This window comes from Methylomarinovum tepidoasis (assembly GCF_030294985.1).
In the GTDB taxonomy this organism is placed as follows: domain Bacteria; phylum Pseudomonadota; class Gammaproteobacteria; order Methylococcales; family Methylothermaceae; genus Methylohalobius; species Methylohalobius tepidoasis.
Genome location: NZ_AP024718.1, coordinates 1,451,685 through 1,465,774, shown reverse-complemented (window position 1 = coordinate 1,465,774; position 14,090 = coordinate 1,451,685). Strand labels below are relative to the sequence as shown.

Sequence of the window (14,090 nt, the reverse complement as noted above, 5' to 3'; positions counted from 1 at the left end):
GGAATTTCCTGCCTCCTGGCACCACCGACAGACTTTGTCGAATCATCCGTGTGGGCCCTAGACCGAGCCGCCCGGGCAAAATAGTAAGGAGGTGATCCAGCCGCACCTTCCGGTACGGCTACCTTGTTACGACTTCACCCCAGTCATCGACCACACCGTGGACGGCGCCCTCCCCGAAGGGTTAGGCTACCGGCTTCTGGTGCAGCCGACTCCCATGGTGTGACGGGCGGTGTGTACAAGGCCCGGGAACGTATTCACCGCGGCATTGCTGATCCGCGATTACTAGCGATTCCAGCTTCATGCAGTCGAGTTGCAGACTGCAATCCGGACTACGACCGGCTTTCTGGGATTCGCTCCGGGTCGCCCCTTCGCTGCCCTCTGTACCGGCCATTGTAGCACGTGTGTAGCCCTGCCCATAAGGGCCATGATGACTTGACGTCATCCCCGCCTTCCTCCGGCTTATCGCCGGCAGTCTCCTTAGAGTGCCCGGCCGAACCGCTGGCAACTAAGGACAGGGGTTGCGCTCGTTACGGGACTTAACCCAACATCTCACGACACGAGCTGACGACAGCCATGCAGCACCTGTCACCCGGTTCCCGAAGGCACCCCCGCCTCTCGGCAGGGTTCCGGGGATGTCAAGGGCAGGTAAGGTTCTTCGCGTTGCATCGAATTAAACCACATGCTCCACCGCTTGTGCGGGCCCCCGTCAATTCATTTGAGTTTTAACCTTGCGGCCGTACTCCCCAGGCGGTCGACTTATCGCGTTAGCTGCGCCACTAAGCCCCAATCGGACCCAACGGCTAGTCGACATCGTTTAGGGCGTGGACTACCAGGGTATCTAATCCTGTTTGCTCCCCACGCTTTCGTCCCTCAGCGTCAGTCTTGGTCCAGGTGGCCGCCTTCGCCACTGGTGTTCCTCCCGATATCTACGCATTTCACCGCTACACCGGGAATTCCACCACCCTCTACCAGACTCTAGTCTGCCAGTATCCAATGCAATTCCCAGGTTAAGCCCGGGGCTTTCACATCAGACTGAGCAGACCGCCTACGGACGCTTTACGCCCAGTAATTCCGATTAACGCTAGCACCCTCCGTATTACCGCGGCTGCTGGCACGGAGTTAGCCGGTGCTTCTTCTGCAGGTAACGTCAAACCCCGAGGGTATTAACCCCAGGGCCCTTCGTCCCTGCCGAAAGAGGTTTACAACCCGCAGGCCTTCTTCCCTCACGCGGCATGGCTGGATCAGGCTTGCGCCCATTGTCCAAGATTCCCCACTGCTGCCTCCCGTAGGAGTCTGGGCCGTGTCTCAGTCCCAGTGTGGCTGGCCACCCTCTCAGGCCAGCTACCCGTCGTCGCCTTGGTGAGCCGTTACCTCACCAACTAGCTGATAGGACGCGGGCCCATCCCTCGGCGCGAGGCCTCCGAAGAGGTCCCCCGCTTTCCTCCGTAGAGCGTATGCGGTATTAGCCCGGGTTTCCCCGGGTTATCCCCCACCGAGGGGTAGGTTCCCACGCGTTACTCACCCGTTCGCCGCTCGTCAGCACCCCGAAGGGCCTGTTACCGCTCGACTTGCATGTGTTAGGCCTGCCGCCAGCGTTCAATCTGAGCCATGATCAAACTCTTCATCCAAAGCAGAAATTTTCTCTTCCGCCCGGACGACTCGATCAAGGACCCACACGGATGATTCGATCTGTTTTTTAAAGAACTGCCCGCCGAAGCGAGAAAGACAATTCTATCACACCCACTCCCTGTGTCAACACCCGGACCCAAATCCCTTCTCCAAGCCACCTCCTCCCGAGGCGCAACGGCTGAGACTCCCACTCAGCCAACAAGTTCCCTTCCCTGAAAATACCTCCCAGCCATCCCGCCAGAAGAGCCAAGCATCTTACATCCCTGTGAACAAAACGTCAAGCGGTTTTTAATCCTTGCGGAACTCCCTGTCCCGAACGAGCTGGCCATTCTAAAAACAAATGCTCCGGCAGTCAACACCTGCCCGCAATTTCTTTCAGGTTGACAGAGGCCTGCCGGATGCCGCTTAATGGCGCGCGTTCGAGCCACCTGGATGGACATCATGACCTCAGCCGAATTGCTTGCCGATTGGCGTCAGCGGGCCTTGCAGCTTCAGAATGCGATCAACCAGGCGGTCATCGGCCAGGAAGATCCTGTCGCAAAGATCACCGTCGCCCTGTTCGCCCGCGGCCATGTGATGCTCGAGGGCGACGTGGGTGTGGGCAAGACCACGCTGTTGCGCGCCGTCGCCCGGACGCTGGGCGGGGCCTACGAGCGCATCGAGGGAACCATCGACCTGATGCCCAACGACCTCATCTACCATACCTACATCGGGGAGGACGGCAAGCCCCGGGTCGATCCCGGCCCGCTGCTCAAGCATGGCGAGGCACTGTCGATCTTCTTCTTCAACGAGGTCAATCGCGCCCGCCCCCAGGTCCATTCCCTATTATTGCGGGTGATGGCCGAGCGCAGCGTTTCCGCCTTCAATCGCACCTATGCCTTTCCCTATTTGCAGGTGTTCGCCGACCGCAACCGGGTGGAAAAGGAGGAAACCTTCGAAATGCCCTCCGCCGCCCGCGACCGCTTTCTGATGGAGCTGCGCATCGAACTGCCTGAAGATCCCGAACTGCGTATGGCGCTGATGTTCGACCCCCGCTTCCACCAGGTGGACGCGCTGATCGCGCAGCTGCCCGAGGCGGTGGTGCCTTATCGGGAAATCGCCACACTGGCGCCGCAGATCCAGACTTCCATCCAGGCCAGCCCGGCACTCCAGACCTATGCCCTGGAACTGTGGCAGGCGACCCGGCGCCCGCAGGATTACGGCGTCCGGCTGGACGGCGTGGACATGGACGAGCTGGTTCTGGCCGGCGCCAGCGCCCGGGGCATGAGCATGCTGCTGCGGGCGGCCCGGGTCCACGCCTGGCTCGACGACCGCGATTACCTCATCCCGGAGGACATCCAGGCGCTGTTTCACGAAGTCATCGGCCACCGCATCTTCCTGACGCCGGTGTACGAACTCCAGCGGGAGCAGCTCGTTCCCCGGCTGACCCAGGCCATTCTCGCCCAGATCGCCGCTCCCTGATGGACGAGTTCCACTACCGCATTCCCTGGCGTGCCGGCAGCGCCCATCCGGGCCACCACCACAGCCGCGCTCCCGGTGGCGGTTACGAATTCCACGGCCACACCCCTCTGCACAGCGGCGCCGACCCGCGCCATCTGGACATCCGCGCCAGCCTGTGCGATCCCTTCGGGGAGTTCAAGGTGCGTCAGTTCCTGCAAACCAGCCTGATTCCGGTAGTCGCCATCGCCGACCTGTCGGCCTCGATGCGCGTGGGACACAAACCGCGACTGCTGACTCGGATCGGTGCCGCCATTGCCTATTCCGCCTACCGCACCGGCGATCCGTTCGGCTTCATCGGCCTGAGCGGCGCCGGCCGTCCCGCCATCCATCATCCGCCGCGGCGCCACCGTGGCCTGGCGCTGGACCTGCCCCGGCAACTACGACAGACCCGCTTCGAGGGGCCCGGCCTGGCGGCCGCCCCAAGGCTGACTGCATTGGCCGGCAGCCACAAGGCGCTGGTCTTTCTTCTGAGCGATTTCCATTTCCCGCTGAAAACCCTCGAATCCCTGCTGGAACACCTCCGGCCCCACGATGTCGTACCGGTCGTGTTGTGGCTCAGTCAGGAATGGACGCCGCCTGTCCGCTGGGGCTGGGCCAAGCTGCGGGAGCCGGAAAGCGGCCAGCGCCAGGGCCGGCTGCTTCATCCCCGCAGCGGTATCCGGCTGCAGCAGGCTTTCGAGCACCGCCGCCGCCAGCTGACCGGCGTCTGCCGCCGCCACGGAAGACCACCTTTTTTCGTTACGGATGCCTTTTGTCCCCAATCCTTCAGTCGCTACTTTCTGGAAACATGCGCCTGATCCTGTTCTTCCTCCTGCTCGTGCCCGGCGTTCTGGCCGCCGCTGTCCCCCAGATCCTGCTGGAACGCCGGACGCCGCCGCCGTTCGGTCACCGGGTCGGCTCGCTGCTGACGCAACACCTCGACCTCTTCGCCCCGGCTCCCTGGCATCTGGACCCGGCCTCGCTGCCGCCCACCACCCTCCTCGGCGACTGGCTCGAAATCCGCCACATCGCTTGGCAGACCCGCAAGGTCGATGGCGGCCGCCGCTACCAGATCGACATCACCTACCAGATCTTTCCCAACCCCAAAGAATCCCTACACTGGGCGCTGCCGCCGCTGACGCTGCGCTTCCAGGGCCCCGAAGATCGAACGATCCAGACCGTCACCGCACCCGTGTGGCCGTTCACGGTGGCCGCCCTCACCGATATCACCCAGCCGGAAAACCAGGTCGCCCTGCGCCCGCCGTGGCAACCGCCGCCCGCACCGCTTTCCCCCCACCACTGGCGGCTGGCCGGGCTGGGCCTGCTGCTGACGACGCTGCTTCTGATCCTGGCCTGGCACCGGCGTTGGCTGCCATGGCAACGACCGCCGTTCGCACGCCGCTGGCGCAAATTCCGTCGCGCCCTCGGCGCGGGGGACACCGTCACCGCTTTGCAGCTGTTCCACCGGGCGCTGGATGAAAGCGCCGGCCACGCCCTGTTCGCCCACCAGTTGGACGACTTCTGCCGCAGGCAACCGGCATTCGCGGCACAGCGACAGGCGTTGCAGGACTTCTTCCGCCTGTCCCGGCGGATCTTCTTCGCCGCCACGTCCCACAGGCCCGATCCGGCCCGGATCGAGGCCCTTTACCTGGCCTGCTTGCAAGCGGAGAAACGATGTCGCTCCTAGGCTTCTCCCATCCCCTGTGGCTGGCCGCCCTGGCACTGGCGTTGATTCCTTCGGTTTATGGCGGTCGCCATCCCATCCCCTATCCGGCCCTGGCCTGGATGCCCCGGGAAGAACGCTTCTCGTACCTGGCCGGTGTGCGCCGCCTGCTGACGGCAGCCTTTGTGGCCACCCTGGCCATCGCCCTGGCCGGACCTTATCTCAAGGCCCAAAAGGTGCCGCGTCTGGGCCGGGGGGCGCACATCGTCCTCACCATCGACCGCAGCAGCAGCATGAACGAGGATTTCTCCGGCCATTACCTGAGCGGTGACGCCCAGGGCAGCAAGAGCGCCGCCGCCCGCCGGCTGCTGCGGGAATTCGTCCGCCATCGTCCCCAGGACCTGTTCGCCCTGGTCGCCTTCAGCACCGCCCCGGTCCACGTCCTGTCCCTGACCCAGGACCGGCGCGCCGTCGAAGCGGCGATCGAGGCGCTGGGAACCCGGGGGCGGGGGGTCACCAACATCGCCCCCGGGCTGATGATGGCGCTTTTGGAATTCGGCCGCCAGCCGGCCACGGGAGCCCGGGTGATTCTGCTGGTGTCCGACGGCGGCACCCACATCGAGGCCGACACCCAGGAACGACTGCGGCGGGCGTTTCAGGATCTGGGCGTCCGCCTGTACTGGATCTATCTGCGCAATCCCCGCAGCATCAGCGTCCTGCATCCCCCCAAACGCAATCTGTCGGAGACCTCGACCCCGGAATATTTCATCCACCAGTTCTTCCAGACTCTCGGCGTTCCCTATCAGGTGTTCGAGGCCGACAACCCGGCCGCCCTGGCCCAGGCCATCGAAACCGTAGGACGGCTGGAGAACCGCCCGCTGCGTTATTTTGAGATCCTGCCCCGGCGCGACCTGACCCCCTGGGCCATCGTCCTGGCATTGATACTGGGACTGCCGCTGCTGCTGTGGCACGCACTGGAGATCGACCGATGGCTCGAACCGAGATCCTGACCGTCCTGCTGGGACTGGCCCTGACCGCGACCGTGACGGCCATCGGCTGGGAGGGCTGGCGGCTGTACCGGGACTGGCGATACGACCACCTGTTGCCCCGGCTGGAACAACTCGATACCGGGCGGCTCAGCGATCCCCGCCTGCTCGCCGCCAAAGCCAACCGTCTGGCGGCACAGGGAAAGTGGCAGCAGGCGGTACGGATCTACACCCGCCTGCTACCGGCGGCAGAGCCCCCGTTGCAAGCCCGGCTCCACTACAATCTCGGCACCCTGTACCTGCAGCAGGCGGCGGCACGCTGGCACCGCGCCGGGGTGTGGGACTATTCCCATGTCGTCACTCTGCTGGGATTGGCGCGGGAACACCTGCGGGCCGCGGTCCGCCTCGCGCCGGACGATCTCGACGCCGCCTACAATCTGGAATACGCGCTGCGCATCCAGCCGCCGCCGCGGGAACGCCAGCCATCCAAATGGCGCGGCCACAAACAGAGCGTGTTCGCCACCCTGCCGGGGATGCCCAAGGGGGGACCATGAGGCGGCCGGGCTGGCGCTTCTGGCTGTGGCTGGCCGCCCTGGCATCGCTGGCGACCGCCGCTTTCGACCCCCGCTGGACCCTGCCGCGGCCGGTGCACCGCTACCTCGCCGTGGTCGACATCACCCAGAGCATGAACACCCGCGACTATCACCGGCCCGGTCTGCCCAACGACCGCATCGGTTTCGTCAAGGTGTCCCTGGAGCAGGCCCTGATGGCGCTGCCCTGCGGCACGGAACTGGGACTGGCGATCTTCACCCACAAGAACGCCCACGTATTGCTGACGCCGCTGGAGATCTGCGCCCACGGCGCCGCCCTGCGGGATGCCCTGCGCGCCATCGACTGGCGCAGCGCCTGGGCCGCCGACAGCTACATCGCCTACGGCCTGTTCGATGCGGTACGCACCGCCAGGGCCTTGAAAAGCGGGGTGATCTTCTTCACCGACGGCGATCCCGTCCCCGCCACCGCCCGGCAACCGCCGTTCCGGGGCAAGCCCGGCCAGGTGAAGGGCTGGATCGTGGGCGTCGGCGGCCTGGTACCGGCGCCCATCCCCAAGCTGGACCTGGAAGGACGCCTGACCGGCTACTGGCGCCGCGCCGATCTGCCCCGTTCGGTGCAATCGCCCCGTTTCGTGCGCCAGATCCGCCGGGAACGCGAAGGGCTGTTGCTGTCCCGCCTGCACGAGGACGAGCTGCGGCAACTGGCCGGATTGACCGGACTCCGCTATCACCGCCTCACCACCCCGCAAGCGCTGACCGAAGCCCTGAACCGTCCCGAAACCGCCGAGATCCGGCCCACCGCCCTACCGCTGCGGCCCTGGCTGATCGGGCTCGCCCTGGCCCTGGCGCTGGCGACCCTGGTTTGACGCTGCCCTGCTTTGCCACCATACTCAAAAGGAGCCCATTACCGCATCCTGCCATGACCACACTGCGATCGATCCTCGCCCTGACGGCGGCCCTGAGCCTGAACGTCGCCCAGGCCGGCCTCTGGGACCGGCTGTTCGGGCCGGACAACTACTGGGAATGCCTGCTGGACGAGATGCCCGACACCCTCACCTACGGTGGAGCAATGGAGAAGATCACCCAGTGCAAAAAGCGCTTTCCCGATCCGACCCGTTACCGACTGGGGAAGGGGCTGCTTGGCCCCAAAAACTTTTCGGGCTGTCTGGCAAGATACCTGAAAACCACGAAGGAACCCCTGGCGCGCCATTCGATCCAGAACGCCTGCTTCCGCCTGTTCCCACCCAACTGATGCACGTCCACCTCATCGCCGTCGGTACCCGGATGCCGGCATGGGTCGAAGCCGGTTTCGACGATTACCGCAAGCGCCTGCCCCGGGAATGGCGCTTGCAGCTTCACGAAATCCCGCTGCGGCGCCGCGGCAAGGCGGGTGAGACGACGCGCCTGATCGAGACCGAAGGGGCGCAGATGCTCTCGGCCTGTCCGCAGGGCGCGCACCTTGTCGCCCTCGACAACCGCGGACAGCAGTGGAGCACCGAAGCCTTGGCCCAGCGCCTCGCGGACTGGCAACAGGCAGGCCGGGACCTGGCTTTCCTGATCGGCGGCCCCGAAGGTCTGGCGCCCGCCTGCAGGCAGCAGGCCGAAACCTGCTGGAGCCTGTCGAAGCTGACGTTTCCCCATCCCCTGGTCCGCATCATCGTGGTCGAACAACTGTACCGCGCCTGGAGCCTGCTCCGGGGCCATCCCTACCACCGCTGACCATGCCTGCTCTGATTCTCGCCTCCGCCTCCCCCCGCCGCCGCGAACTCCTCGATCAGATCGGAGTCGATTATGAGGTGGCGGTGGCCGACATCGACGAGACGGGCCTGACGGCCGAATCCCCGCTGGCCCATGTCCAGCGGCTGGCACGGGAGAAGGCGCAGGCGGTCCACACACGGCTGCGGCCCGCAATCCCGGTGCTGGGGGCGGACACCATCGTGGTGCTGGAAGGGGACATCCTGGGAAAACCCCGCGACCGCGTCCACGGCCTGGAGATGCTGCGGCGCCTTTCGGGCAAAAGCCATCAGGTTCTGAGCGCGGTGTGCCTGGCGCTGGCCGACGGCCGGGTTCTGGAGGCGGTCAGCGTCAGCCGCGTCCGCTTTCGCCCCTTGAGGGAACGTGAAATAATCGCCTACTGGGAAACCGGTGAGCCCTGCGACAAGGCCGGGGCCTACGCCATCCAGGGACGGGGCGCCATCTTCGTCGAACACCTTGAGGGCAGCTTCTCCGGAGTCATGGGCTTGCCGCTGTACGAAACCGCCGAACTGCTGCGACAGGCCGGCATCGAGGTTCTATGAGCGACGAAATCCTGATCAACGTCACCCCGCCGGAAACCCGAGTGGCCGTGGTCGAAAACGGCATCCTCCAGGAAATCTTCATCGAACGCACCCGCCGCCGTGGGCTGGTGGGCAACATTTACAAAGGTCAGGTCTGCCGGGTGCTGCCCGGAATGCAGGCGGCTTTCGTAGACATCGGCCTGGAACGGGCCGCCTTCCTGCACTTTTCCGACCTCACCGCCCATCATCAGGAAGCCAGCGACAACGGCACCATCGAGAGCCTGCTGCACGAAGGCCAGGAACTGATGGTCCAGGTCAGTAAGGATCCCATCGGCACCAAGGGCGCGCGGCTGACCACCGAAATCACCATTCCTTCCCGCTATCAGGTGTACATGCCGTTCTCGAAATTTTCCGGGGTGTCGCAGCGAATCGAGTGTGATGCCGAGCGCGAGCGCCTCAGGGCCTGTATCGACGGTTTCCGGCAGGAATACGACAGCGGCGGCTACATCGCCCGCACCGCCGCCGAAGGGGTGGACGAATTCGTCCTCCGCGCCGACATGCTGTTTTTGCTCAAGCTGTGGAAGGCGATCCAAGAGCGCTACGCCCAGGCGCCGCTGCGTAGCCTGGTGCACGAGGACCTGCCCCTGGCGGTACGGGCCCTGCGCGATCTGTACCGCGGCAAGGTGGAGAAAATCCGGGTCGATTCCCACGAGGTCTATCAGCGCCTGGTGCAGTTCGCCGACGAATTCATCCCCGAGGTTGCCCCCCTGATCGAGCTATACCAGGGCGAGCGCCCCTTGTTCGACATCTACAGCGTCGAGGACGAGATCCAGAAGGCCCTGCAACGCAAGGTGCAGCTCAAGTCCGGCGGCCACCTGGTGTTCGACCAGACCGAAGCGATGACCACCATCGACGTCAACACCGGCGGCTTCGTCGGCAGCCGCAACTTGGAAGAAACTATCTTCAAGACCAACCTGGAGGCGGCCCAGACCATCGCCCGCCAGCTGCGCCTGCGCAACATCGGCGGCATCATCATCATCGACTTCATCGACATGCAGGACGAGGAGCACCGCCGGCAGGTGCTGCGGGCGCTGGAGAAAAGCCTGGAAAAGGATCACGCCAAGAACACCATCAGCGAGGTCTCCGCCCTGGGACTGGTGCAGATGACCCGCAAACGCACCCGCGAGAGCCTGGAACACGTGCTGTGCGAACCGTGCCCGGCCTGCGGCGGCCGCGGCATGCTCAAAACCGCCGAAACCACCTGCCTGGAAATTTTCCGCGAGATCATCCGCGAGGTGCGCCAGTACGACGCCCGCTCGCTGCTGGTGCTGGCCTCCAACGAAGTGGTCGAACGCCTCCTGGACGAGGAGGCCGACATGCTGGCGGAACTGGAGAAGTTTCTCAAGGTCCGCATCCGTTTCCGCGCCGAACCCCACTACAACCAAGAACAATACGACGTCGTCCTGCTCTGAGTGCGGCTGTTCCACCACACCCTGCGGCTAACCCGAAGGCTGCTGCTGACGGCCCTGGCCCTTCTCGCCCTGGGACTTTCCCTGCTGCGTTTCTGGCTGCTGCCCCAAATCGACACCCTGCGCCACCGCCTGGAAGTAGAGATCAGCCACCGCCTCAACCAGCCGGTCAGCATCGCCGGGCTGCGCGCCGACATCCACCACCTGACCCCCAAACTGCGGCTGCTGGAGGTGCGCGTCGGCCACCGCCACCCCCTTAGGATCGCGGAACTGCAGCTGGTTCCCGATCTCGCCGCCAGCCTGCTGGAGCGGCGGCTGCGCCTGCAGCATTTCCGCCTCGTCGGCGCCCGGCTGGAAATCCAACGCACCCCCGGCGGCGGCTGGAAGATCGTCGGCCTGCCCACGGGCGAAGCAGGCGTGCCGGCCTGGCTCCTCAGCGACGGCCGCTTCGAGCTGATCCGGACCACCCTGATCTGGCATCACCATGCCGACCGCCCTCCCCTGGTTCTGCGAGACGTCAGCCTGCGCCTGCAAAACCGTGACGATCGTCACCGGCTGCAAGGGGTGTATCCCACGGCGTCAGGAATCCTGCGGGCGACGGTCGATTTCCAGCGCCCTGCAGGCACGCTGCCGTGGCAAGGCCGCTTCATCGCCGAGGGGCAAAACCTGCAATTGGACGACCTGGCCTCGGCGGTGCTGCCCCGACCGCTTCAGATCCGGGGGGATCTCGCCCTCTGGGGCCACTGGCAGGGCCGGGAGGGACAGCTGCAGGCCCGCCTCGCGCTCCACGGAATGCGCGGCCGGCTCCCATCGCTGGAACAACCGCTCGCCATCGCCCGCGCCGACGGTACGCTCCGTTTCGACTGGGGAAAGGACCGGTGGCGGTTGCACAGCGACCATCTGGCGCTCGCCAACGCCGATGCCCTGCTCCAGACCCGCTTCACCCTGCGCGGCGGCCGGAACGCCACGCCCTATCTCGACCTGCGCGGCCACCTCGGCTACCTGAATCTGGCACGCCTCCACGCCTATCTGCCCCAAGCCGCGATGCAGGCGGCCGCCTGGCTGCGGCGGAACCTCAAGGGGCGGCTCGAAGGGGATCTGCTCTGGCACGGCCCGCTCGACGGCTGGCCCTTCCCCAACCACCGGGGCCATATGGAAGCCCGATTGACCGGCTCTGAGATTCAGATCCGCTTCCATAAGCACTGGCCCGCCATCACCGATGCCGCTGTCGACATCCGGCTGAACGATGCCCGTCTGGACGGGCGCCTGCGCGCCGGCCGCATCGCCGCCACCTCCATCCGCAGACTGACGGCGCAGCTGGACCTGTCCGACCCGACGCTTCCCCTGCAGCTGCACGGCGAAACCCGCGCGACCCTCGCCCAGGCCAGACGGTTATTGCTCCGTTCTCCGTTGCAGGCGGCGATCCACCACATCGACCCCTGGCTCCAAGCCCGCGGCCGGGGCAGAGTCGCGCTCGATATCCAGGTCCCCTTGCAACATCCTGAGACGTTCCAGCTGCAGGGCCACGCCCAGATACACGGCACCGAACTGGCGCTGAAACCCTATCCGCTGACGCTGCACCCCTACCAAGCCCGTTTCGATTTCGACCAAGCCAGCTTCCAGGCCAACATCGAAGGCCGCTGCCGGAACCAGCCCGCCACCTTCGAGATCAGCAGCGGCTCCCAGGACACCCGCATTCTTTTCCATACCCGGATCGACACGGACGCCTTCCCAGAACTGAGCGCCGTGGATGGCATCCACGGTTCGGCCGCCCTCGATGGCGAGCTGCGCATTCCCCACCGGGAGGACAAGGCCGCCGTCCTGCAGCTGGCATCCGACCTTCAGGGGCTGGCGATCGACCGCCCCCCGCCGCTGGGGAAACCCGCCCGGCAGCGGCGTCCCTTCACCCTCAGGGCCTGGCTGCGGGAAAACGCCGCCATTCCCCTCGATGTCGAGTATCCACCGCTCGATGCCGCCCTGATCTGGCACCCGAAGCAGGGCCGGCTCAGCGGCCGCATCGGCGTCAACCAGCCCCCGCCGCCTCCCGGCGTCAATCCCGCCGGCATCGTCGTCCAGGGCCACCTGGCGCACCTCCCCCTCGCCCCCTGGCTGGACGAAGCGCACGCCACCGCCCTGCCCGCCTGTTCCCTGCTGCAGGGGCTCGATCTGAAAGTTCGCCACCTGCAGTGGCGCGGGCAGGACCTGGGCCGGCACCGGCTGCAGCTGACGAAGAACGAAACCGGCTGGTCCACCCGCATCGACAGCGACTACACCCAGGGGCGGGCCCGCTTCGACGCCGGGCACATCGACATCGATCTCGAATTCCTCGATCTGGCCCGGCTGCACCGCCTGCTGAACGCCGCCCCGGTTCCAACCGACACCGACACCCTTTCCGGGCTGGCCGGAATACGACTGCACTGCCGTCGTCTGCTTTGGGACCGGATCGACCTGGGCCATTTGCAGCTGAGCCTGACGCCGGACCCGTCCCCCTTCGGCTTCCAACTGAAGCTGCGGGCGGCGACGCACCGGCTCAAGGCCCGCGGCCACTGGATTCCGGCCTTTCCGGGGTACATGGATCTGGAAGGCCGTTTCTACAGTCCGGACCTGGGGCGATTCCTGCGGCGCATCGAACACCCGACCCTTCTGGCCGACACCCCGACCCGGCTCGATTTCCACCTGCACTGGCCCGGCGCCCCTTACGCCTTCACGCCCGCCCGGCTCGATGGCGAACTGCACCTGCGTACCGGGCCCGGCCGCCTACCCGCCATCGAGCCTGGCGCCGGCAGATTGCTCGGGCTCCTCTATCTGGGCACCCTGCAACGGCGGCTGCGGCTGGATTTTAGCGATCTGTTCGCCAAGGGGCTGGCCTACGAGCGCATCGAGGGGCACATTCACCTGCGCCAGGGCAAGGCCGTGACCGACGATTTCCTCGTCGACGCCGTCCCGGCGCGCATCACTTTGAGCGGCAGCGCCGATCTGCACCACCGAACCGTCGACGAAATCGTCACCGTGCGGCCGAATACACCGTTCACCTTAGGCGTGTTCCCCCAAGCCTCCGGCCTGGCCGCCCGCCTGCAGCGGCTTTTCAATGCGCCACTGGACAGCCTGACCCAAAGCCAATACGCTATAACCGGTCCCTGGGACGATCCCACCATCGTACGTATCCGGCGCAATCTGCCCGAATCCCTCTGGAAGAAACCACGCAAGTAAGAACGCTTATGCAGGAAATCACCGCCGCCGCCGTCCAGATGAACAGTAACGACGACCTTCGCGCCAATCTATGCCAGGCCGGCCGCTGGGTCGCCGAGGCGGCCGCCCGGGGAGCGCGGCTGGTATTGCTGCCGGAGAATTTCGCCTTCATGGGGCGGACGGATACCGACAAACTGGCGATCATGGAGGACGAGGGCGTCGGTCCGATTCAGGACTTCCTGGCCGAAACCGCCTACCGTCACAATCTGTGGCTGGTGGGCGGCAGCGTCCCCCTAAGCTGCGAGGATCCGGGCAAGGTACGGGCCGCATGCCTGATCTACAGCCCCTCGGGCCAACGCTATTACCGCTACGACAAGATCCACCTGTTCGACGTCGATCTGCCCGACAGCCACGAAAGCTACCGCGAGTCGGACACCATCGCCTCCGGCCAACCGCTGGGGCTGGTCAACACGCCCTTCGGCAAGGTGGGCATCGCCATCTGTTACGACATCCGCTTCCCGGAATACCTCCGCCGCCTCAGTGAACAGGGGATGGAAATCCTGCTGGTCCCGGCGGCCTTCACCGCCACCACCGGCACCGCCCACTGGGAGATCCTGCTGCGCGCCCGGGCCATCGAGAACCAGTGTTACGTGGTGGCCGCCGATCAGACCGGCCACCACCCCGGCGACCGCCACACCTACGGCCACAGCATGATCATCGATCCCTGGGGAAAGGTACTCGACCGCCTGGGGGAAGAACCGGGCGTCTGTTGCGCCCGCCTCGATCCCGACCATCTGGAACGGGTCCGCCGCGCCTTCCCCGTCCTGCATCACCGCCGTTTCTGAAGG

General features: G+C 65.6%; 12 protein-coding genes and 1 rRNA gene. 12 read left to right on the top strand and 1 reads right to left on the bottom strand.

Features of this window, described 5'->3' with window-relative positions; all coding sequences use genetic code 11:
• Positions 1-84 precede the first annotated feature (84 nt).
• Positions 85-1,628, bottom strand: a 16S ribosomal RNA gene (locus MIN45_RS07405).
• 442 nt (positions 1,629-2,070) lie between these two features.
• On the opposite strand from MIN45_RS07405, the gene MIN45_RS07400 reads away from it, so the two are divergent.
• From MIN45_RS07400 to MIN45_RS07345, 12 genes are read left to right on the top strand one after another with little or no spacing between them, the layout of a single operon-like run.
• Entirely contained in the window at positions 2,071-3,090 is a 1,020-nt protein-coding gene (locus MIN45_RS07400; RefSeq protein WP_286291321.1) for an AAA family ATPase, read from the top strand.
• Entirely contained in the window at positions 3,090-3,926 is an 837-nt protein-coding gene (locus MIN45_RS07395; protein WP_286291320.1) for a DUF58 domain-containing protein, read from the top strand. Before MIN45_RS07400 ends, MIN45_RS07395 begins: the two co-directional genes overlap by 1 nt.
• Entirely contained in the window at positions 3,917-4,795 is an 879-nt protein-coding gene (locus MIN45_RS07390) for a hypothetical protein (RefSeq protein ID WP_286291319.1), read from the top strand. Before MIN45_RS07395 ends, MIN45_RS07390 begins: the two co-directional genes overlap by 10 nt.
• Positions 4,783-5,781, top strand: a complete 999-nt coding sequence (locus MIN45_RS07385) for a vWA domain-containing protein (RefSeq protein ID WP_286291318.1) — start codon at positions 4,783-4,785, stop codon at positions 5,779-5,781. Before MIN45_RS07390 ends, MIN45_RS07385 begins: the two co-directional genes overlap by 13 nt.
• Positions 5,760-6,311, top strand: a complete 552-nt coding sequence (locus MIN45_RS07380) for an MxaK protein (RefSeq protein WP_286291316.1) — start codon at positions 5,760-5,762, stop codon at positions 6,309-6,311. The genes MIN45_RS07385 and MIN45_RS07380 overlap by 22 nt, the downstream gene beginning before the upstream one ends.
• Positions 6,308-7,174, top strand: coding sequence for a vWA domain-containing protein (locus tag MIN45_RS07375; protein WP_286291315.1), 867 nt, complete (start codon positions 6,308-6,310; stop codon positions 7,172-7,174). Before MIN45_RS07380 ends, MIN45_RS07375 begins: the two co-directional genes overlap by 4 nt.
• A 53-nt stretch (positions 7,175-7,227) precedes the next feature.
• On the top strand, positions 7,228-7,560 hold the full coding sequence (locus tag MIN45_RS07370; protein WP_286291314.1) for a hypothetical protein: 333 nt from the start codon (positions 7,228-7,230) through the stop codon (positions 7,558-7,560).
• Entirely contained in the window at positions 7,560-8,027 is a 468-nt protein-coding gene (gene rlmH, locus MIN45_RS07365; RefSeq protein ID WP_286291313.1) for a 23S rRNA (pseudouridine(1915)-N(3))-methyltransferase RlmH, read from the top strand. The genes MIN45_RS07370 and rlmH overlap by 1 nt, the downstream gene beginning before the upstream one ends.
• 2 nt (positions 8,028-8,029) lie before the next feature.
• On the top strand, positions 8,030-8,605 hold the full coding sequence (locus MIN45_RS07360) for a Maf family protein (RefSeq protein ID WP_286291312.1): 576 nt from the start codon (positions 8,030-8,032) through the stop codon (positions 8,603-8,605).
• A complete protein-coding gene (rng, locus tag MIN45_RS07355; RefSeq protein ID WP_286291311.1) occupies positions 8,602-10,056 on the top strand; it encodes a ribonuclease G in 1,455 nt (484 codons plus the stop codon). The genes MIN45_RS07360 and rng overlap by 4 nt, the downstream gene beginning before the upstream one ends.
• Positions 10,057-13,263, top strand: coding sequence for a YhdP family phospholipid transporter (locus MIN45_RS07350; RefSeq protein WP_286291310.1), 3,207 nt, complete (start codon positions 10,057-10,059; stop codon positions 13,261-13,263).
• Between the two features lie 8 nt (positions 13,264-13,271).
• Positions 13,272-14,087, top strand: a complete 816-nt coding sequence (locus MIN45_RS07345; protein ID WP_286291309.1) for a carbon-nitrogen hydrolase family protein — start codon at positions 13,272-13,274, stop codon at positions 14,085-14,087.
• The last annotated feature ends 3 nt before the right edge of the window (positions 14,088-14,090 follow it).